This is a genomic window from Pseudovibrio sp. W74 (assembly GCF_001623085.1).
Lineage (GTDB): Bacteria > Pseudomonadota > Alphaproteobacteria > Rhizobiales > Stappiaceae > Pseudovibrio.
Genome location: NZ_LMCJ01000058.1, coordinates 44,745 through 65,751, shown reverse-complemented (window position 1 = coordinate 65,751; position 21,007 = coordinate 44,745). Strand labels below are relative to the sequence as shown.

Annotated in this window: 19 protein-coding genes; 11 read left to right on the top strand and 8 right to left on the bottom strand. The window is 51.9% G+C overall.

Annotated elements, in window-relative coordinates; all coding sequences use genetic code 11:
• Positions 1–57: 57 nt before the first annotated feature.
• Positions 58–519, bottom strand: coding sequence for a GNAT family N-acetyltransferase (locus PsW74_RS24940; protein ID WP_057464658.1), 462 nt, complete (start codon positions 517–519; stop codon positions 58–60).
• A 268-nt stretch (positions 520–787) separates the two neighbouring features.
• Between PsW74_RS24940 and PsW74_RS24935 the strand changes: the two genes are divergently transcribed.
• Positions 788–1,696 carry a CoA ester lyase gene (locus tag PsW74_RS24935; RefSeq protein ID WP_063286181.1) on the top strand — a complete coding sequence of 303 codons (909 nt, stop codon included), beginning with the start codon at positions 788–790 and terminating at the stop codon, positions 1,694–1,696.
• Between the two features lie 85 nt (positions 1,697–1,781).
• Entirely contained in the window at positions 1,782–1,988 is a 207-nt protein-coding gene (locus PsW74_RS24930) for a DUF1737 domain-containing protein (protein ID WP_057464660.1), read from the top strand.
• Between the two features lie 58 nt (positions 1,989–2,046).
• On the opposite strand, the gene folE is transcribed toward PsW74_RS24930, so the two are convergent.
• The 5 genes from folE to PsW74_RS24905 form a co-directional block, all read right to left on the bottom strand.
• Entirely contained in the window at positions 2,047–2,670 is a 624-nt protein-coding gene (folE, locus tag PsW74_RS24925; RefSeq protein WP_063286180.1) for a GTP cyclohydrolase I FolE, read from the bottom strand.
• 60 nt (positions 2,671–2,730) lie between these two features.
• Positions 2,731–3,783, bottom strand: coding sequence for a cyanophycin synthetase (locus PsW74_RS24920; RefSeq protein WP_063286179.1), 1,053 nt, complete (start codon positions 3,781–3,783; stop codon positions 2,731–2,733).
• A gap of 72 nt (positions 3,784–3,855) precedes the next feature.
• Complete coding sequence (locus PsW74_RS24915; protein WP_063286178.1) at positions 3,856–4,545, bottom strand: outer-membrane lipoprotein carrier protein LolA; 690 nt, start codon at positions 4,543–4,545, stop codon at positions 3,856–3,858.
• A 254-nt stretch (positions 4,546–4,799) separates the two neighbouring features.
• Positions 4,800–7,697, bottom strand: a complete 2,898-nt coding sequence (locus PsW74_RS24910; RefSeq protein WP_063286177.1) for a DNA translocase FtsK — start codon at positions 7,695–7,697, stop codon at positions 4,800–4,802.
• Positions 7,698–7,701: 4 nt separating this feature from the next.
• On the bottom strand, positions 7,702–8,898 hold the full coding sequence (locus PsW74_RS24905) for an aminotransferase class I/II-fold pyridoxal phosphate-dependent enzyme (RefSeq protein ID WP_063286176.1): 1,197 nt from the start codon (positions 8,896–8,898) through the stop codon (positions 7,702–7,704).
• A gap of 202 nt (positions 8,899–9,100) precedes the next feature.
• Here PsW74_RS24905 and PsW74_RS24900 point away from each other — a divergent pair, with 202 nt between their 5' ends.
• Positions 9,101–10,105, top strand: coding sequence for a CorA family divalent cation transporter (locus tag PsW74_RS24900; protein ID WP_063286175.1), 1,005 nt, complete (start codon positions 9,101–9,103; stop codon positions 10,103–10,105).
• 56 nt (positions 10,106–10,161) lie between these two features.
• On the opposite strand, the gene PsW74_RS24895 is transcribed toward PsW74_RS24900, so the two are convergent.
• A complete protein-coding gene (locus tag PsW74_RS24895; RefSeq protein ID WP_063286174.1) occupies positions 10,162–10,425 on the bottom strand; it encodes a DUF1674 domain-containing protein in 264 nt (87 codons plus the stop codon).
• Positions 10,426–10,637: 212 nt separating this feature from the next.
• Here PsW74_RS24895 and htpX point away from each other — a divergent pair, with 212 nt between their 5' ends.
• From htpX to PsW74_RS24850, 8 genes are all read left to right on the top strand, one after another.
• Entirely contained in the window at positions 10,638–11,666 is a 1,029-nt protein-coding gene (htpX, locus tag PsW74_RS24890; RefSeq protein WP_063286173.1) for a zinc metalloprotease HtpX, read from the top strand.
• 303 nt (positions 11,667–11,969) lie between these two features.
• Complete coding sequence (rsmB, locus tag PsW74_RS24885; protein ID WP_082830701.1) at positions 11,970–13,418, top strand: 16S rRNA (cytosine(967)-C(5))-methyltransferase RsmB; 1,449 nt, start codon at positions 11,970–11,972, stop codon at positions 13,416–13,418.
• 312 nt (positions 13,419–13,730) lie between these two features.
• Complete coding sequence (locus PsW74_RS24875) at positions 13,731–15,350, top strand: heparinase II/III family protein (protein ID WP_208988150.1); 1,620 nt, start codon at positions 13,731–13,733, stop codon at positions 15,348–15,350.
• Positions 15,351–15,513: 163 nt separating this feature from the next.
• Complete coding sequence (gene purH, locus PsW74_RS24870) at positions 15,514–17,130, top strand: bifunctional phosphoribosylaminoimidazolecarboxamide formyltransferase/IMP cyclohydrolase (protein WP_063286171.1); 1,617 nt, start codon at positions 15,514–15,516, stop codon at positions 17,128–17,130.
• A 168-nt stretch (positions 17,131–17,298) separates the two neighbouring features.
• A complete protein-coding gene (locus PsW74_RS24865) occupies positions 17,299–18,828 on the top strand; it encodes a glycosyltransferase family 39 protein (RefSeq protein WP_063286456.1) in 1,530 nt (509 codons plus the stop codon).
• 96 nt (positions 18,829–18,924) lie between these two features.
• Complete coding sequence (locus tag PsW74_RS24860) at positions 18,925–19,392, top strand: GNAT family N-acetyltransferase (protein WP_208986367.1); 468 nt, start codon at positions 18,925–18,927, stop codon at positions 19,390–19,392.
• Positions 19,393–19,505: 113 nt separating this feature from the next.
• The gene (locus PsW74_RS24855) at positions 19,506–20,249 is read left to right on the top strand and encodes a carbonic anhydrase (RefSeq protein WP_244271700.1); all 744 of its coding nucleotides are present in this window, start codon (positions 19,506–19,508) and stop codon (positions 20,247–20,249) included.
• A gap of 12 nt (positions 20,250–20,261) precedes the next feature.
• Positions 20,262–20,714 carry a GNAT family N-acetyltransferase gene (locus PsW74_RS24850; protein WP_063286169.1) on the top strand — a complete coding sequence of 151 codons (453 nt, stop codon included), beginning with the start codon at positions 20,262–20,264 and terminating at the stop codon, positions 20,712–20,714.
• Here PsW74_RS24850 and PsW74_RS29170 read toward each other — a convergent pair.
• A partial coding sequence (locus tag PsW74_RS29170) for a hypothetical protein (RefSeq protein WP_206599957.1) occupies positions 20,692–21,007 on the bottom strand: 316 nt, incomplete at its 5' end. The two genes, PsW74_RS24850 and PsW74_RS29170, sit on opposite strands and share 23 nt — an antisense overlap.

Sequence of the window (21,007 nt, the reverse complement as noted above, 5' to 3'; positions counted from 1 at the left end):
GGGGCCTGTGCCTCAGCTGATCATAAAAGAAAGCGGCTCGTAAGAGCCGCTTTTGGTTTATGCGAGAGCCAGACGGTCAATCGGGACGATGAAGCTGTCTTTGTCGTCTGGTTCTGCCAGATTTTCAAAGAGGCTGTTGTCGACCTTGTTTTTGTTTGGTACCAGCCAGCGGACGTGAAGCCAGTCACGTTCTTTACCGATCCTGGAGATTTCTTCCACGAGAGTGCGACCGATGCCGGTATGGCGGTGGTTCTGCACGACGTAGATATCATCCAACTGGCCAATGCGCAGGCCAGAGATCAGGTCTGGAATGTCAAAGAAAGCGGCAAAGCCAACCAGTGTCTCGCCTTCGAATGCACCAATGATTTCGATGGACTTGTCTTCGAGCAGGCGCTCGGAAAAGACTTCGTCTGGGCGACGTGGAGCACCGCGCTTGAGAGCTTGCGCATTCTCTGCAATGAGAGGGGCCAAGTCTGGCGCGTCACCGGGTTTTAAGGCTCTAAAAGAAAGATCAGCCATTATACCTCTTCCCGTTCCTTCGTTTGATTTTGCGTTATAGAGTGACCTCAAAAATCCCTTAAAATCAAGGTGTGAAAGTCTCATAGGGCTTGGAATTTTGTGGGATGCCTAATTCCTGAGGCTCGCTTGATTTTCATCGATGCTATTATTGCGGCCAAAGACCTAGTGTTTGACGGTTCAAAACTCGCAAATAGCACGAATGGTGAGTAGTGAAGGCGGATTGACGCCTCTAAACTCAGCCTGATTTTGCAACGCAACAGGAAGTGTCATGTCTAGCTCAGAGCAAGTTCACAGTATCAGACCGCGTCGTAGTGCGCTTTACATGCCAGGTTCAAACGCACGGGCACTGGAAAAGGCCAAAGGGTTGGATGTGGATGTGTTGCTGCTGGACCTTGAAGACGCTGTTGCACCTGATGCCAAGGAGATGGCACGCACTCAGGTGTGTGAGGCTGTCGCTGGTGGCGGTTACGGGCATCGTGAGCTTGTTATTCGCATCAATGGGATGAAGACACCCTGGGGCCAGGAAGACCTGAGAGCAGCTGTTGCTGCCAAACCGGATGCTGTGCTTCTGCCGAAGGTGGAAAGCCTCGCCGATATCAAGCCTGTTGCTGATTATCTGACAGAGCAGGGTACTGACAGTGTTCGCATCTGGGCGATGCTTGAGACTCCGGGTGCGATCCTTAATGCCTCTGAAATTGCTGAGGCTGCCAAGGACCCGCATAATCGCCTGGACGTATTCATCATCGGCACCAATGATCTGAGCAAGGAGAGCGGTGCGCAAATCCTACCGGGCCGTGCTGTTTTGATGCCTTGGCTGATGACCTTCCTGGCGATCGCGCGTGTTGGTGGTGCGGATATTCTGGATGGCGTTTACAACAACTTCTCTGACCTTGAGGGCTTTGCAGAAGAATGTAAGCAGGGGGCAGAGATGGGGCTAGATGGCAAGACGTTGATCCATCCTAAGCAGCTTGGGCCTTGCAACACTGCCTTTGCGCCGAGTAAGGCGGATGTTGAGTGGGCGAAGAAGATGATTGCCGAGTTTGAACTGCCAGAAAACCAGAGCAAAGGCGCCGTGCAGGTTGACGGCAAGATGGTTGAGCGTCTGCATGCAGATATTGGCCGCAAAACGGTTGCGATTGCTGAGGCTATCAAGCGGCACGTGAACGCGCAAATTTGAACTCTGCGCACGTTTTAACCTCTGGTATCTGATAGGTGTGGCTGGTAGGTTCCCGCCCACACCAGAAGAATTTAAAGGAATAAACATGCGCCTTTACCGCCTCATCACCGAACCGGATTCTGCAAAGTTTTGTCACCGCGTCACTGAAGCGCTCAACAAAGGTTGGGAACTGCAGGGCTCTCCAACCATGACTTATGACGCAACTCAGGGCCTTACCATTTGTGGTCAGGCTGTGGTCAAGCATGTTGATGGTGAGAAGTACACGCCAGAGACCAAGCTTGGTGCTTGGTAAGTTAATCTGTTCAAGGCCTGCAGCAATGCAGGCCTTTTTCGTTATGGGCTTCGGTTGCTTAACCGAAGTTGCTTGAAGGAGCGTGGAGCAGTGAGGTAAATTCCTGCCTCAACGTGGTGTCGGTTTTAAAGTCCCCTTCGAAATATCGTGTAACCATTGAAACGCCCGGCTTACGAATGCCTCTTGTGGTCATGCACATGTGGGCTGCTTCAATGATGACTGCGACCCCGCGCGGCTCAAGCGCTTGCCAAATTGCATCACCAATCTGAGCGGTGAGGGTTTCCTGTATCTGCAACCGTTTAGAATACGCCTCCACAACGCGAGCAAGCTTGCTGATGCCGACAACGCGGCCAGCAGGCAAATAAGCAACATGGGCTTTGCCGATGATAGGGACTATGTGGTGTTCGCAATGAGATTCCAGACGCATGTTGCGCAGGATGATCAAGTCATTGTAGCCGTCAGTTTCTTCAAAGGTTTGGGTGAGCAGTTGCTTGGGATCTGTCTCATAACCTGCAAAGAAATCCTCGTAGGCGCGGGCAACACGGGCTGGCGTGTCAATCAACCCTTCGCGCTCTGGATCATCTCCTGACCATTCGATCAGGGTTTTTACAGCGACTTCAGCATCTTCCCTTGAGGGGCGTTTGCGTGCCTGATCTTTGGTCGGCGTTTCGCTCAACAGCATACTTCTGGTTCCTGATGGGTGGAGGTATACTAATATTATTGTAATAGTATAACATTACAATCAAGTGGATTGTTGTAGAATGGCTTCTAAAACACCCCGATAAATAGCTCTAACGCGATGATGATGGTTTGGGGAAGCTTGCCAGAAGTTGGTGAGGCCGGGGCCTGCATTTAGTTCCAAGACATTTGCTGGTGCATCGTCTTTGCTGAGGTCATCGCAAAGGATGTCGACGCCCGCATAGCGTAAGCCGCATACGCGCGCTGCTTCTACTGCCAGATCTTTGAAGCCTTGCGACGCGAGGTCGGTGACGTCGACTGCTTCACCACCGGTTGAGAGGTTGGCATTGGAGAGGAGCTGCAGGAATTCTCCGTTATGGAGAGTGGTTGCCAGATCGTATCCTGCTTCCTGAATGGCTTTGAGGATGCGCGGGTCGTCGTTTTTAACCTTATAGCCGCCGCTGCGGGTGGTGAGGGTTTTGACTTTTGCAGCCAGTAGTTCTGCAATGGTGTTGGTGCCATTTCCGATGATGGAGAGAGGGCGCCGTTCGATGATGGCCAGAATGGTTCCATCAAGTACAATCACGCGGTAGTCACGGCCTGAGACAGCTTCCTGTATCAGCATGCGGTCGTTGGATCGCAAAGCGTTTGTCAGGTGGGAGATGAGTTCCGCCTCATCAGAGATCTTCTGAACACCGACGCCCTGGGTGCCTTCATTGGGTTTTATGAAAACCGGATAGCCCAGTGACTGAGCGATCTCGCCTGCACCTGTGAGCGTGTTCAGGCTTTTGGCGACATGTGGGTTGGCAGTGCTTAGGTGCCTGATGGCTTTGTCTGAATGAATGAGTTTGAAGTTTGGGGTGGGCAGGCCAGCGTCCTGTAGCAGGCGACCGCAGAAATCCTTGTCTCGTGCAGCTTCTCCAGCTGCATAGCTATTGAGTGCGAAAGCACCGCCCTTGATGGGAAAACGTTTGCCGCCGCCTGTTTCGATATAGCCGAAATAGAAGAACTCGCTGTCGAGAGCGAGTTTGATGCCTTTCTCCTGACACAGCTCTGCAAGCAAGCGTGGGGCAAGAGGGAGGTTCGGCAGGTCAGGCGCAACAGGGATAAACTGCATTCAAGTTCTCAAGCTAATAAAAAAGGAGCGCCGAAGCACTCCTCTTCATACATCAGAATTTTGCTTAAGGCTCTAGTTGTTGCCGCGTCGCTGACGGGAATTCGCGATGTAATCAATCTTGAACAGATCCGGGTTGGTCGCGCCGTTCTCAGTCACGTCATAGATTGCAACAGACGTGTCGTAACCCTGTGCGTCGCGTACAGTCCATTGCTTGAGCTTGTAGTTCCTTGCGTCGAAAATCAGCGTCAGGCGGCCAGATGTGAAACGGGTTTTATCGTCGATCGCGATTGTGATGAGATCTGGTTCAACAACCACGTTGGTTACATTGGCGTCTGTCTTGAGGTCGATTTTATCAGCCAGCAGGAAGCGCAGCGGTGTTTGGGAAAGAGGCCAGATGTCCTGTGTCTGCAACTTACGGTCCTTCACTGAAACCATGCTGCCGTCAGCAATGATGTCGAGTGTAGAAGGCTTGTTGTAGTAGAAGCGGACTTTGCCCGGGCGGCTGATGAAGAACTGGCCTTCTACACGTCCACCGGTTGGGCCAAACTGCACGAACTTGCCGTGCATGTTGCGAACAGAGTTGAAATACTTGCTAACGGCGTCAATGGCTTGCACGTTGGTCAGTGCGACTGGCTGTGCCTGCTGGGCTGTTTGAGCGACGGAGTGTTCCGCAGTCAGTGGGACAGAACCAATAAAAAGCGCTGCCGCAATTGCGAGGCTTTTGCCAATCCTACCAAAAGAGATCGCCTGAGATGCAATCATAAATATAACTCCGCTGTCAAAACTCGTAGAACAACCGTAAGGCGAGTTGATTAACTCTTCTCTAAATCCAGCTTGCGGTTATTTGTGAACCCTCATTCTGAAAGGCTATCGTTACCATAAGGCGAAGATGGGGCATATGCCTCAAATTCCATAAATTCGCCTAGAGATATCCGAAAAGACTGATCAACTTTTCGGGAGTGTTTTACAGCAGTCTACCCGTGATTGGCTATAGGAAGACTGCTGTAAGAGAGGTATCAGAACTGTTCGCCGTTTTCTGGAAGCAGGATCTCGCGTTTACCGGCATGGTTTGCTGGACTGATCATGCCTTCCTGCTCCATGCGCTCAATGAGAGAAGCTGCGCGGTTGTAGCCGATTGAGAGGCGGCGCTGAATGTAGGAGGTAGATGCTTTGCGGTCTCTGGCGACGATTGCAACGGCCTGATCGAACAGGTCGTTGGTTGCGTTGCCTGAGCCTTGTGTCAGGGCATCGTAACCGCCTTCAGAATCGGCGTCTTCAGTCACGTCAGAGAGATAAGTTGGTGTTCCTTGCTCTTTGAGGTGTGAGACGATGTCTTCCACCTCATCATCAGCGACGAATGGACCGTGAACACGTTGGGTTCTACCGCCAGCAGCCATGTAAAGCATGTCACCCATACCAAGCAGCTGTTCTGCGCCCATTTCGCCAAGGATTGTGCGACTGTCGATCTTAGACGTCACCTGGAACGAAATACGGGTTGGGAAGTTGGCCTTAATGGTGCCGGTGATGACGTCCACGGATGGGCGCTGGGTTGCCATGATCAAGTGGATACCAGCTGCACGGGCCATCTGTGCCAGACGCTGGATTGCGCCTTCGATGTCCTTACCGGCCACCATCATGAGATCAGCCATTTCATCGACGACCACGACGATGTACGGCATTTTCTCCATTGGCAGTTCTTCTTCTTCGAAGATTGGCTCGCCAGTGTTTTTGTCAAAGCCGGTCTGAACGGTTCGGGTGAAGCTTTCACCCTTCTTCATGGCTTGCTCAATGCGGGTGTTGTACCCGTCGATATTGCGCACGCCCATCTTAGACATTTTCTTGTAGCGATCTTCCATCTCACGAACAGTCCATTTCAAAGCCACAACAGCTTTGTTTGGATCGGTCACAACAGGGGTGAGAAGGTGTGGGATGCCGTCATAAATGGACAGTTCCAGCATCTTTGGATCGATCATGATCATCTTACACTGCTCAGGGGTGAGCCTGTAGAGCAAGGAGAGGATCATGGTGTTTACGGAAACGGACTTACCAGAGCCAGTGGTACCTGCAACGAGCAAGTGAGGCATGCGGGCAAGGTCGGCGATTACGGCTTCACCATTAATGGTTTTGCCGAGTGCCATAGCCAGCTTTGCTTTGGAGGCGTCAAAGTCCTCAGAATCCAGAAGTTCGCGAAGGTATACGGTTTCGCGCTTGGCGTTTGGCAGCTCGATACCGATGGCGTTTTTGCCCGGAATAACGGCTACACGTGCAGAGATCGCGCTCATGGAACGGGCGATGTCGTCTGCCAGGCCAATAACGCGGGAAGATTTGATACCCGGAGCTGGTTCCAGTTCGTAAAGCGTGACAACAGGTCCCGGGCGAACTGCGATGATTTCACCACGGACGCCAAAGTCACCCAGCACGCCTTCCAGAATACGGGCGTTTTGCTCAAGTGCGTCTTTACTCAGGCGCTGTTTGCCGTCTGCCTGAGGCTCAGCGAGCAGCTCGATGCTTGGCAATTCAAACGGTGGTTGTTTGATAATTGCGGTAGATCTTTTTTCCTGAGCAAACGGGCGCGGTACAGAGCGCCCCGGAGCAGGGCGTGGTGGCTGTTGTTGAGGCGCCGCCTGCATTGGTGGTTCTTGCTCATCAGGACTTGCAATGCCGATCGGTGCATCTGGCTGAGGGCCGAGATGGAGATCCTCGCCCTCATGATATTCATCTGTTCCGAGCACAGATCCCTGTTCATCATAAACGGGTTCACCTGCAGGAACGGGCTCCCACTGTTCTTCAGGATAGTGTTCGTTTTGTGCGGCGTAATGTTGGGTGTTGTCGTGTTGTGGGTCAAACTGCACATCAGGCCGCTCACTCTGAGCTTCCTGCTGATAGTAATCGCTGAGGCCATCGTCTTCGACAGGCATAAGCTTGGCCGCTACTTTGCGTCTTAAACGGGAAACCAGTCCGCCTTTTTCAGCGGGCTCATCTTCATCAGCTTCGTGCTCATCCCACTGCTGATCTGCCTGTTGGTCTTGCTGTTCTTCTTCGTAGTATTCAGGTTGCTGAGGTTGGTTTGGATCATGCGGAGCTGCTGCATAATCGTCTTCCTGCCAGTTTTGCTCAGTGACCAGCTTGCGCTTGAAGACCGTGCGCTGGATCGCGCTGGTTGCCATGAGCTTCCAGTGGCTTAGCGCGCCAATGATTGCATAATAGCGATTGTTTTCGCCGTCATAGTCTTCCTCAGAATCTTCCGTGAACGGCAACGCTTCGTGAGGAGTGTATTCATCTTCAACAGCTTCATCTTCGTTGAACTCTGCCGGGGTTGGGTCTTTGCCGATGAGACCAGCTGCGTAAGCTAATAGCACAATTGAAGGCAGACCAAGGCCGACAGCACCGGTCAGGGTTCTCATGCCGGTTGAGAGCTCTGGCAGGATTGCGGTTGGAACTGAGAAGATCCAGTCGCCAAGGAAACCGCCAAGTCCTGTTGGCAATGGCCAGCTTGACGGAATTGGAATGGCCGCCAGACCACCTGCAAACAGCACGGTTCCGACAAGCCATGTCAGAAAGCGTTTGCGGGTGACACCAGATGTGTATTTGAGAGACAGGCGCCAACCCCAGATGAAGATGGGCACCAGAAAGACAGCTGTTGCCAGCCCGATTGTCTGCATCAGAACGTCTGCAACAATGGCTCCAGTCTGACCCAGTGCATTGTGAATCTCCGCATTGGTTGCGTGATTCAGGCTTGGGTCGTCCGTTGACCATGTTGCGAGGGCTGCCGCCACACAGAGACCGATGACGAGGATCACCGCGCCACCAATGACGATTATATTGCTTTTGATAAAGCGCTTGATCGGGCTCTCTGTATCAGCCAGTGAAACAGAGCTTGCTTTTGGTCGTTGCATTGCAGCAGCCTGACGCATTCAATTACTCCAGAGAGTCCAAAATTCTTCGGAAAGCTTCCTTGCTGACTTCCAAAGATTCAACGAGGGCGAGGCGGATGTATTTATCACCGGGGTTGGAGCCGTCCGGCATATCCGAGGCGATGTAAGCTCCCGGCAAGGACTTCACGCCCACTTCGCGCCAGAGCTTTTCAGCGATCTGTGTTCCAGAACCCCAGCGGGAAACATCCAGCCAGAGGAAGAAACCACCTTCTTTGCGTACTGAGCCAAATAGAGGCGACAGCATCTCTTCGGCGGCGTCATACTTTTCATTGTAGAGGCAGCGGTTTTCGATCACGTGTCCTTCGTCACCGAACGCGCGTACGGCGAGCGCTTGCACAGGCATTGGGACCTGTGGTGCTGCAACGTTGCGGAAATCTGCGAAGAACTGGATGAACTCCGGATCTCCGGCAGCAAAGCCGCAGCGTGCGCCGGGGAGGTTAGAGCGCTTGGACAGTGAGTTGAATGTCACGACATTTTTCAGCGTGCCATCAAGAGCTTCAGCAGCTTCCAAAATGCCTGTTGGAGGCGTGTCGCGATAGATCTCAGAATAGCACTCATCAGCGAAGAGCAGAAAATCGTGTTTGCGTGCCAGCTTGATGAGCTTTTGCCAATATTCCATAGGCGCAACGGTGCCTTGTGGGTTGGCGGGGGACGCGAAATAGAATGCGACGGTGCGGTCGAGCAAAGCTGGATCGATGGCATCCAGATTTGGCAAAACTCCGTCTGCTGGTTCTGGCAAAAGAATTTCGTCAGCACCCGCAATATGAGCGCCAGCACCGTAGGATTGGTAAAACGGGTTCGGCAAAATAACAGCCGGCTTGCCGTCTTTCTTCAGATAATCGCGTGCGCAAACACAGCCAAAGACAAGACCTTCGCGAGAGCCGTTGAGCGGAATAACGCTTTTGTCCGGATCGAAAGCATCAGAGAGTTGAAAACGGTTTTTGACCCATTTTCCAACAGCTGCACGGAATTCATCAGTGCCACGAATTGCTGGATACTTGCGGAAGCCGCTCTGATTTTCTTCAAGTACTTCAATGACGTAGCTTGGAGGCTCATGACGCGGTTCACCGATCGTCATAACAATTGGATCAAGACCCGGTTCGATTCCAGCGAGCTGCTGATTCAGCCGCTGAAACGGGTTTCCTCCGCTAGATTTTTTCTCAATTTCTTTCGTGGACACAAGAATTCTCGCAGGAATGATTTACAACAAATGCTCGGAGCACCAAAACTCTAGTGTTTTTTGGTAAATTGGCTGTTAACCAATTTACTGTGCGCTAAGCTGAATAGGTGTTTCTTCTGGGGTTTGTCATCTGATTTTTTAGAAGTGTGGGTTTTGATGTGTGTGCTGAGTTAGGATCGAACTTGGGCCGAGATTTGTCGAAATGGCACAAACCACAGAAAACATTGAGGCGAGCCATATTCATTTGGATTCCTCATTTGTCATTGTTTTTTCCAAGTCAAAAGGCATGCGCAGACTCACGTTAGAACAGTTGCGTGACTATGAGCTGGAGCCCGACGAGTTTTATTGGGCTTATTTGCAGCGGGTTGCCGCCCAGAACCGCGAGTTTCTTGAAGAGGTTGGGCTGGAACACAGCGATATTGATGATCTTTTAGCCCGAGAGGTGCGTCCGCATTGCCATGTGCGCACAAGAGGGGCGTTTATTGCCATCAACGTTTTCAATGAGTTGCCCAAACAAGAAAGCGGCGACATGGAATGTGCCCAGATCTGGGTGGATGCTAAGCGGATGATCTGCATCTGGCACGATCCGCTGGATGTTTTTCAAAGTTTGCTTGAGGGGTTCAAGACCCGTGTGCCACCAGAAAGCACGGCAGAATTCTGGGCTCGATTGGTGCTGGCGATTGCGGAACGTGCTGAAGAAATGGTTGAGGTGCTTCAGGATAGGATCGACCATCTTGAGGATGTGGTGCTGGAGACAGGAGACCACCCTTGGGAAAGCGAGCTTGCGCAGGTTCGTCGGTTAGCAACCATTGTCAGGCGCAGCATGCTGGCGCATTTGGACATCTTGAGGAATTTTGAGATTGAGAAGTTTGAGTGGGTCAATCGGATCAACAAACGCCGCGTTCGTGAGGCGGGTGACCGGGCCCTTCGAATTGCCGAGGAGATGGATGCTATCCGTGAACGGGCAGAAATAGTTCACGATCAAATCATGTTTAAACGATCAGAGAACACCAATCGCTACATGCTGATGATGGCGGCAATTGCCGTTGTGTTTTTGCCGCTTAGCTTTGTGACTGGCTTGCTGGGTATTAATGTCGGCGGCATCCCGGGAAGTCATGACCCGGTTGCGTTTAGTATTGTCAGCGGGCTTCTGATCATTTTCGGTGTGGGACTGTTTGCGATCGTCCGGTGGTTTAGGATTTTCTAGAGGGCTGGCTCCGTGCGTCGTCTTATAAGGAAGCCGGAACCAGTCGGGAATACGTTCTAGAAATCGCTGGTAATGCCTTTGACTTCCCAATCGCTGTAGCGGGCAGGGTCCAGACCACCACGGCCATTGAGCTCTTTCGGCATTTCTTTTTGGGCTGTGTCGATCTCTGCACGGCGCTCTTCAGCTTCTTTTAAAGCACGTTGGGCGGCAGGGGGCAGGTCTTCAAACCGGCGTTTTTTTGGCGCTTCTTCAATCTGCTCCGTCGTATCGACTTCTTGTGTTTTAAAGTTTTCGACGGCTGATTTGTTGTCTTTTTCCATTTCAATCCCCGTTGGCTGATGCTGCTTATCGCTGTTGTAAGCTTGCGTTTGCCATTTGGAGCTACCACTTAAGCTGGTAGTGGTAGTTTCACAATGATCGCGTAGGCTTAGATATAGGCGCGAGAGCCTGTATTTTGCAATGGGCACTGCGTTCATTGGTGGATGACCGGTAGAATTGGCGAACTAAGAGAACAGATTGGAGCATTGAAACCATGAACTATGTACGGACCGGTATGCTGCTTGCGGCGATGACCGCTTTGTTTATGGGTATTGGCTTCATGCTTGGCGGCCAAACCGGCATGCTGATTGCTCTATTGATCGCCGGCGGCATGAACATCTTCTCCTATTGGAACTCGGATCGCATGGTTCTGTCCATGCACCATGCGCAGGAAGTGGATGAACGTCAGGCCCCGGAGCTTTATGGCATGGTTCGTACCATGGCGGCGCGTGCTGAGCTGCCAATGCCAAAGGTTTATGTGATCAACAACCCGCAGCCCAATGCGTTTGCGACTGGCCGAAACCCTGAGAATGCGGCAGTTGCAGCAACGACTGGTCTTCTGAACTCTCTTTCCAAAGAAGAAGTTGCAGGCGTGATGGCGCATGAATTGGCGCACGTGAAAAACCGTGACACGCTGATCATGACGATTACTGCGACGATCGCTGGTGCGATCTCCATGCTGGCAAATTTTGCGCTTTTCTTTGGCGGAAACCGCAACAATCCGCTTGGTCTGATTGGGTCTATCCTGATGATGATCCTTGCACCAATGGCGGCGGCTTTGGTTCAGATGGCGATTTCCAGAACGCGCGAATATGCGGCTGACCGTATGGGTGCGCAGATTTGTGGTAACCCGCTTTGGCTTGCTTCCGCTTTGCATAAGATTGCTGGTGGCGCGGCACGGGTTGTGAATGAAGATGCAGAACATAACCCTGCAACGGCGCATATGTTCATCATCAATCCGCTTTCCGGCCAGAACATGGACAACCTGTTCTCGACACATCCGAACACAGATAACCGGATCGCTGCGCTTCGTCAGATGGCTTCTGAAGCTGGTTTTACTGAAACACGTAGTTCTGGCGGTGGTGGTCATTTTAACGTGCGCGAGACGTCGCAAGCTCAGCCGCAGCGTGAGATACGTCGCCCAAGTGGCCCATGGGGAGCATCCCGCCAATCAGGCCAGCGCGGTGGGAATGACCAGCCTAGTCGTGATGAACCGCGGAAGCCCAAAGGGCCATGGGGTTAAAAGCAAGGGAAATCTGCGAATGCGAACCGTCTGTCGCATTTGCTTTGTTGATTGTACCGTGTTTACCTGAATAACTATTCGCGCTTCCCAAATTGTCTTTGCAATATTAAAGGTTCTGTGGTTAGCCGAGCAGGATTTGACAGTTCTCCTTTGGTTACAACTGGCAGTAATCCGCCGAAACTCTAGTGGAACCTGATGAAACCGGTTGGCCTCTGAGTGAGGCTCTTCACACAAGAATGCATCTTTAAAAGAATAGATGGCGCCGAAGGTCTGGCGACACATTCTGGAATACATGGATCAACGATGAGCGCAGAGCGTAAGAATACATCCTCTCAGGACAGAAACTCCAAGTTCAAGGGGAGAAAGCGTTCTGGAGCACCGAAGACTCCAAGAGACAATGACAGAGCTTCTGAAACAGAGAGCGTAGAGGGCACCTTTAAAGATCCCGGCTACGCAGCTCGTAAGGCTGCCACCGATCTGATTGGTAAAGTTTTGAGCAAGCGTATGCCACTGGATGGCGAGCTTGATTTAAACAACGGTCATCCGGGCTATAAACGCCTTGAGCCGAATGATCGAGCGCTTGTTCGTGCGATTATTGGCACTGCGCTGCGTCGTCGTGGCCAGATTCAGGATGTGATTGATCGTTTCCTTGACCGTCCTATTCCTGAGAAAACGGGTCGCGTTCTGGACATTCTTCATGTTGCCATGGCGCAGTTGTTCTTTATGTCCGTGCCGGATCACGCAGCGGTTTCCCTTGCTGTGACGCTCGCTGGCCGTGATGCACGTGCCAAGCCGTATAAAAACCTCGTCAATGCAGTTCTGCGCCGTGCAACACGTGAAGGTGCAGCGATTATTGCTGAGCAAGATACTGCGAAGCTGAATGCTCCTGATTGGATGTTTGCGCGCTGGTGTGAAGTTTATGGCGAAGAAGCTGCGCGTGCGATGTCCACTGCGCATATGCAGGAGCCGTATCTGGACCTGAGCGTGCCAGCAGACCGTGATGATTGGGCGGAAAAGCTGGGTGGTGAAGTTCAGCTGGGCTATTCCGTACGCTTGCAGCCAGACGGGCCGATTGAAAAGCTGGAAGGCTTTGAAGATGGCAAATGGTGGGTTCAGGATGCAGCTGCTGCTGTTCCAGCCCGCTTGCTGGGTGATATCAAAGGCAAAGTGGTTGCAGATTTGTGTGCCGCCCCCGGTGGTAAGACCATGCAGCTTGCTGCCGCTGGTGCTGATGTGACAGCTGTTGATATCTCAGCCCGTCGTTTGCAGCGTCTGACACAGAATCTAAAGCGCGTTGGTTTGGAAGCTGAGACTGAAGTTTCCGATCTTCGTGAATTTGTGCCGGTTGATCTGTTTGACGCAATTCTTCTGGATGCACCTTGCTCTGCCACCGGTACTATTCGCCGTCATCCAGATGTGGCATGGCTGAAGCGTGAAGATGATGTGCTCAAGCTTGCTGACCTACAGTACGAATTGCTTGAAAAAGCACTGGGTTGGTTGAAGCCGGGCGGAACTCTTGTTTACTGCACCTGTTCACTGGAACAGGAAGAGGGTGAACTGCAAGTTCAGCGCTTGTTGCTGGAGCATCCTGAGGTGCAGCGTGTGCCTGTAACAGCTGATGAGCTGGGCGGCGTTGCTGAGGCGATTAATTCTCAAGGCGACTTCCGTGCGATGCCAGGTCAGAACCCATCCTCAGGTAAAACATCTGGTGGTCTGGATGGCTTTTTCGCGGCTCGTTTTCGTCTCTCTTAAAAAGAGCTGGTGGAATGTCACCAAGGATTTGCGCAAAGTGGGCATGGTTAACGAGATTTAAAGAGCTTGGGCGCAAACCATTTGTTAAGTTTGTTTAGAGCGTGTTGTTGCAAATCGCTTTCTTGCTCACGCTCTAAATCTTTGTTTTTGTGCGTATCCTTATCTGAAACCGAAACTGCTTTTCGGGGATACGCTCTAATGGAGTGCTGAAGGGGTATGACGGGCGCAACGGTGTCTGAAAGACTTAGAATCCTTAGTCTTTTGACACAAAACATGGTTCAAAACAGTCTGAACTGGGCGCGAGGGGGATCTATGTTCCGCTTGTTCTCGTTTGGAAGTGCGCCATCGCGTCTGCTTATCGCTCCTCAGGATTTACGCACTGCAGATGCTACAAACGCCGCTGACATTTATGCTGGCCGGTTCCTGTTTGCCGGACATCTGGTTGAAGTGGGCGGGCAATCTCCGTTTGATGTTGAGCCGCCGAATCTCCAATGGTCAAAAGCGCTGCATGGGTTTTCCTGGCTTCGTCATTTGCGTGCTGCAGAGACCAATATGGCACAGCAAAATGCCCGTGCCTTGGTTGAGGACTGGATCAGATCCTGCGGTCGCTGGCATGATAGCGGCTGGAAGCAGGAAGTTGTTGCGCGCCGTGTGTTGAGCTGGATGGCTCAATCTCCGTTATTGCTGACCGGATGTGAAGCGGATTTCTATCGTGCCTTCATGCGGTCGCTGTACCGGCAGGTGCGTTATCTACGCCGGACTATGAATAAAGCGCCGGATGGCTTGCCGCGTCTGACAGTTGCCATGGCGAATGCTTGTGCAACGGTTTCCATGGATGGGCAGGGGCGTCACGTCAAACAAGCTCTGAAACGCCTTGATCAGGAATTGAAGCGTCAAATCTTGCCGGATGGTGGTCATATCTCCCGGCATCCCGGTGCGATTATTGAGATCCTTGTTGATCTGCTTCCAATCCGTCAGGCGCTCGTGATGCAGGGGCAAACGGTGTCTCCAGTCATGATGGAATCCATTGACCGCATGATGCCGATGATCCGTTTCTTCCGTCATGGTGATGGATCCTTTGCTCACTTCAATGGCATGGCTTCTACGCCGGGTGATGTGGTTGCGACCATCCTTGCTTATGATGATGCACGTGGAACACCGCCTGTTAGTGCACCGCATTCCGGCTATCAGCGTCTCACTGGTGGTGATAGCCTTGTGATGATCGATGTAGGAGCGCCGCCGCCAACGCGTTTCTCCAGCAGTACGCATGCTGGTTGTCTCTCCTTTGAGTTTTCCTCAAAGCGCAACCGTATTGTTGTGAACTGTGGCGTCTCTACACGAGAGCAAGTTGCCTGGAAGATGGTGGCTCGTTCCACCGCTGCACATTCAACAGCCGGGATTGGTGATACGTCTTCTTGCCGTTTTCTGACGTCCTCTCGTTTTGATAAGGTGTTGGGTAATCCGGTGTTATCCGGTCCCAAAGATGTTGAAGCGGAGCGACAGGACACGGACCTTTCTGACCGTGTGATTGCGAGCCATGATGGCTATGTAGAGCGCTATGGCATTGTTCATGAACGTGATTTGACGCTGTCGCGTGATGGAACCGTTCTGGATGGGATTGATCGGTTCAAGCCCACATCTGACAAGGCAGAGGAAGAGACTGTCACGATCCGCTTCCATCTACACCCACAGGTAAGCTGCACCATGCTGCCATTGGGTGATGCTGCTGTTTTGCAGTGTGCGGATGGTGAAGCCTGGGAGTTTTCTGCTGATGGGATTGAGTTCTCCGTTGAGGAATCAATTTACCTGTCAGACGTTTTCGGTCACCGACAAACGCAGCAGATTGTTCTTAGTGTTGGTGTAAAAGAAGCGCTGAGTGTGACCTGGATGCTAAGAAAGACAGCCTCTGCCAAGGCGCGGCGGAAGACCTAACGCCATTTGTGCTCTTGCCCTTTAGGGGATGTAAACTGCTCCTAAAGGTTACCCGTCAAACCGCTCTCAATCCCCAAAAAATGGGTTCCCACAGCTGTGAATAAGTGTTATTTGGCGGGCGTCAAAACCCTTCCATTTTCTCTAAGAGAGTAGGCTTTTACCCATGGCCGTTGTCTCCAAAGGCGTTCCGATACCTGAACTCGTATCGGTTAAGCGTGCGCTTCTTTCTGTCTCCGATAAAACCGGTCTTGTTGAGTTTGCGAAAGCGCTTTCCGAACGTGGAGTTGAGCTGATCTCAACAGGCGGAACTCGCAAAACGATTGCTGAGGCTGGCCTTCCAGTTAAAGATATTTCCGAGGTTACTGGTTTTCCTGAAATCATGGATGGCCGTGTTAAAACGCTTCATCCTATGGTGCATGGCGGATTGCTGAGCATTCGTGATGATGCTGAGCATGTTGCTGCGATGGATGAGCATGGCATCACTGGTATCGACCTGCTTTGCGTGAACCTTTATCCATTTGAAGATACAGTTGCATCTGGTGCTGACTACGCAAACGGTGTCGAGAACATCGATATTGGTGGTCCGGCGATGACACGCGCTGCTGCCAAAAACCATGCCTATGTAACCACTGTTGTTGACCCAGCTGATTACGCTGCTGTGGTTGTGGCGCTGGATACGCATAACGGTCAGTCTCCGATTGCTCTTCGTAAGAAGCTGGCGCAGAAAGCTTTTGCCCGTACCGCTGCTTATGATGCTGCTGTTTCCAACTGGATGGCAGAGCAGATTGATGAGGCGGCTCCGGATTATCGTGCGATTGGTGGTATGCTGAATGAAGTGATGCGCTATGGTGAGAACCCGCATCAGGCAGCTGGCTTTTATGTGACCGGTGAGAAGCGTCCAGGTGTTGCGACGGCTCGTCAGGTGCAGGGTAAGCAGCTCTCTTACAACAATATCAATGATACAGATGCAGCGTTTGAGCTTGTTTCCGAGTTTGATCCGGCTCGTACGGCAGCAGTTGCTATCATCAAGCATGCGAACCCATGTGGTGTTGCTGAAGCGCCTACGCTGAAGGAAGCCTACGAGAAAGCGCTGGCGTGTGATCCGGTTTCTGCGTTTGGCGGCATTGTTGCGCTCAACGGGACTCTGGACGCGGATGCTGCTGCTGAGATCACCAAGATCTTCACTGAGGTAATTATTGCTCCTGATGCGACAGAAGAAGCGATTGAGCTGGTTGCTAAGAAAAAGAACCTGCGCTTGCTCCTGACGAATGGTCTTTCTGATCCTCGCGCCAAGGGTCTGTTTGTGAAGACTGTTTCTGGTGGCTTGCTGGTTCAGGATCGCGACAGTGGTGTTGTTGATGATCTGGACCTGAAGGTGGTGACAAAGCGTGCGCCGTCTGATCAGGAACTGGCAGATCTGAAAATGGCCTTCCGTGTTGGCAAGCATGTAAAATCCAATGCGATTGTCTACGTCAAAGACGGCGCGACTGTTGGCATCGGAGCAGGGCAAATGAGCCGCGTTGACAGCGCTCGCATTGCAGCCCGCAAAGCTGAGGATGCTGCAGAGACTGCTGGCCTTGCTGAGCCGTTGACCAAAGGTTGTGTGGTTGCATCTGATGCGTTCTTCCCGTTCGCTGATGGTTTGCTTTCTGCTGCTGAGGCTGGTGCCACTGCTGTTATTCAACCAGGTGGTTCCATGCGTGATGATGAAGTGATCAAAGCTGCTGATGAAGCTGGCTTGGCAATGGTCGTTACTGGAATGCGCCACTTCCGTCACTAAAGGGCAGCATCTCTTTAAAATTCTGGGCCTTCGCAGGTTATGCTTGCGAAGGCTTTTTTATTGGCCGCTGGTTTTAATTAAAGCTGAAAGCCAATGCTTAGTTGTAATTGGTATGGTGGAGGGAACGAAAACAAGGCGCAAAAGCGTCGATAACTGCGCATGGTGCAGATGCTGCAAGATCAAGGGTTCCTTCCCAAACTTCAACGCGTCATAGTCTCGGATAACTGGGCTACGTTCATCGCGAAACACTTTGTCTGGCTTCTTGCCGGATACTTCATTGTCCAGACCATTACTCGTTATTTTGCGTCTCCCGTATTGGGCCTGGATGAAGCGGAGCAGATTATTGCGGCTCAGAGTTTTCAGCTTGGATATGGCCCGCAGCCCCCACTTTATACTTGGCTGACAATCGCTTTCTTCTGGGTGTTTGGAGAAGGGCTCTTTGCAACGGCTCTTCTTAAAAACACCCTGCTGTTTCTTGGCTATCTGGGTGTTTGGCTCACCGCGCGGAAGGCCTCTGATCCAACGTTGGCTGCTATCGGGACGGCCTCACTCATCTTTCTGCCGCAGATCTCCTGGGAATCGCAGCGAGCGTTGAGCCATTCAGTTTTGATGTTTGCGTGTTCTGCGTGGACGGTTTATCTCTTCCTGACCTGCATCGAAAAACCAAGCTGGTGGCGTGCCGTTGCGTTTGGTGTTGTGATCGCAGCAGGTGCGCTTTCCAAATACAACTATATGTTTTTGCTTGTCGCTTTGATCGCAGCTGGCTTTTGCATTGAGGACGGGCGCAAGTTCCTACGTTCAAAATACATTCTTGGTTCTGCTGCTGTTGCTGTCGTGCTTTTGCTTCCTCCTGCTTTCTGGATGTTTGAGAACCAGGACCTCATCTATGCGCGTGTCCATAAGTTCGGAATCGAAAAGGTTGAACGGCATTTTCTGACCGGGTTTATCTCTCTGGTAAATGCAGCTTTGCAGTTTGTCATTGTGGCTGTGGTCCTGTTCTTTTGCGCATGGGCGACGAGCTTTTATTGGAAGGATGCTGAGCAGCACGACCAATATGTGAATGAGACCATTCGCAAACTTCTCACGCTTGTCGTTATCTTTGGGCTGGTTATTGCTGCTGTGTCTGTTGTTGCAAGTGGTGCGACCAATGTGAAAGACCGGTGGCTTCAGCCAATCCTGTTTCTCGCTCCGCTGGTTGCTTCGCTGTGGCTGTTTGCTGAGGTCTCAATACGTCAGGCCAAGATCATTCTTGGAACAGCTAGTGTGCTGGCAGTGCTGATCGTTGTGCTCATTCCCTTCAACTTTGCCTTTGGCAGTTTTAAAAAGCCAAGTGCGCATTCGCTTCCTTCTCAGGCAATTGTTGATACGCTGGCGCAGTATGGTGTGCGAAGTGTTCTGACTACGTCTCACAGCATTGCGGGTAACATTGGTGACCTGAAACCGGGTTGGGCAGTAACCATTCCGGAGTATTCCGGTATCGATATCAACTACGCCTACCCGGTTGCGATCCTTTGGAAGGGGCACTCCAAGTCTGTCCCTGAGAACATGTCTGCCCTTTATCAGAAGCTTAAAGGCAAGCCGATCCCTAACAGTGAAATCCATAAGGAAGCTGCGCCTTACTATCATTGGTCGGAATATCCGTTCGAGTATAGCTTCATCATTGTTGAGGGGAATAATCAGGCAGCCTCGCAGCGCTAGAGTTTTACGGCTAAATTCTCCCAGTTTTGAGAATGGGTGGAGGCTCTGAAAATTGGTAGACTGGTCATCGCGACTTGAGATCAGGGAGATGGGTCCGTGATATTCGATGAGATTACAGTGGAACCTGCCAGAGAAGCGGATGCGCATCGCTTGGGTGAGCTTGTCTTTGCGATGGAAAGCGAGCTTTGGCCGGAAGATGAGCTTGATGTTGGGCAGTTCAAAATGACGGCTGAGGATATTCTCTCCGACGATGGCTCTCGCTATTGGGCTTATCTGGCGCGGTCTCAAGGCGAGCTTCTTGGACTCATTACACTGTCGGAAAAGAAGGCCATTTATGCTGGTGGCAGGTTTGGTGAAATCGTTGAGTTTTACGTTGTGCCGTCTGGCCGGTGTGCCGGGGTTGGCAAAATACTGTTGCAGCAGGCGGTGTTGAAGGGGCAGGAGATGGACTGGCCTTACCTGGAAGTGGGAGCGCCGCATCAGCCAGCCTGGAAAACAACGCTGAGTTTTTATCTTAATAACGAATTCAGAGAAATTGGTCCGCGGTTGGAAAGAGAAATTTAGGTGCGATTGCGAGTTCTTTTCGTTTAGGGCTGTTTCATTCAATTCAACAACAGAATGTCCAGAATGGGCTTTTAGGCTGGCTGCAACTTTTGTTGTTTGGCCAGGAGAAGCCTATGTGTTGGATGTGCAATGACAAAGCGGGTTTGGTTGGATCACCAGCGCGCCGCAAGTTTTTGAAAACAGCTGGTGTGTTTGGTGCTGCTTTGGCAACGGGTGGTGTTGGTGCTGTTTCGTCTGCCAGTGCGCAGGAGCCGCCTATTCCTAAGAACGAGATTGGTGGTGAGGCTTCTCTTAAGCGTTTGATGGATGGTAACAAGCGCTATGTTGAGGGGAATATCTCTCCTGCTGATTTCCAGAGTACACGTGCTGCACTGGCTGCTGGGCAGAACCCGTTTGCGGCGATCCTTGGCTGTGCGGATTCCCGTGTGGCGCCGGAGCTGGCGTTTGATACGGGGCGTGGGGATCTCTTTGTCGTGCGTGTCGCCGGTAATGTTGTGACGCCGGAAGGGCTGGCGAGCCTCGAGTTTTGTGTTGATGTGCTGGGTACGCAGCTCATCATGGTGCTGGGTCACGAGAAGTGCGGTGCTGTGAAGGCGGCGATTTCTTCTGTTCAGAGTGGCAACCAGTTTCCCGGTCATATTCAGACGCTTGTTGAGCTTCTTCGGCCTCCTGTGCAGCAGGCGCAGGGTGAGAAGGGGGATGTTCTCGTTAATGCCATCAAAGCCAATGTACAGTGGGGCGTGACGGCTTTGCAGCAGGCATCGCCTATTTTGGACAAGCACTTCAAGGCGGGGACGTTGAAGGTGGTTGGTGGGGTGTATGACCTTGATACGGGCAAAGTTACAATGGTGACATAAGAGGGATCGCAGATGGTTGTTCCCATAATCAGGGTGTCTGAAGCGAAGGATCTTCCGGCTTTGCTGGAGCTTGAAGCGCATTATATGGCGGAGCTGGAACCGCATAACTTTGAGCGATGGAAGACGTGTGAGGCTGTGTATCGCAAGCGGATGGAAGAGGCTTTGTTGCGCACTTTTGCCGCTGAAATGGCGGATGACATCAAAGGCTATTGCTATTGGGGGCTTCTGAACGACAGTGCCCATATCTTCAACGTGTATGTGCATCCGGATTTTCGCCGCTATGGTTTGGCGAAGTATCTGCTTGAGCGCACGGAGGAAGATATTCAGCGCAAGGGCTTTAGCCAGTGGACGTTCAACCCGATCAAGACCCACCCTGCGAAGGTGTTCATTGAGCAGCTTGGCTATAGATTGCAGTGGGAAGATACGGACCGGCTTCACATGTTCAAGGAGAAGGCGGCGGCGTGAGCCTTCCTGTTTTGCAAACAGCTTTAGCACCGCTGGAAATGTCCGGCGGTGTTTTCACGTGAAACTCCCAAAATGGGGAGGGCAAGGCGAGCAGGCAGTGCCTGCGCATTTTATTAGTTATGAGTCTTCGGCATTGGCTGTCGCCTTGCCCGGGCATTTTGGTATGGACAACATCGCCTCTTATCCTGAAAGACACGATAGCCAGTTTCCTGGAAGGACGATGGCTTATTCCAGCAAGTTTCCTTACTAAAACAGTTCCTTCATCCCTGACACGCAACCACTCTGACTGGTTC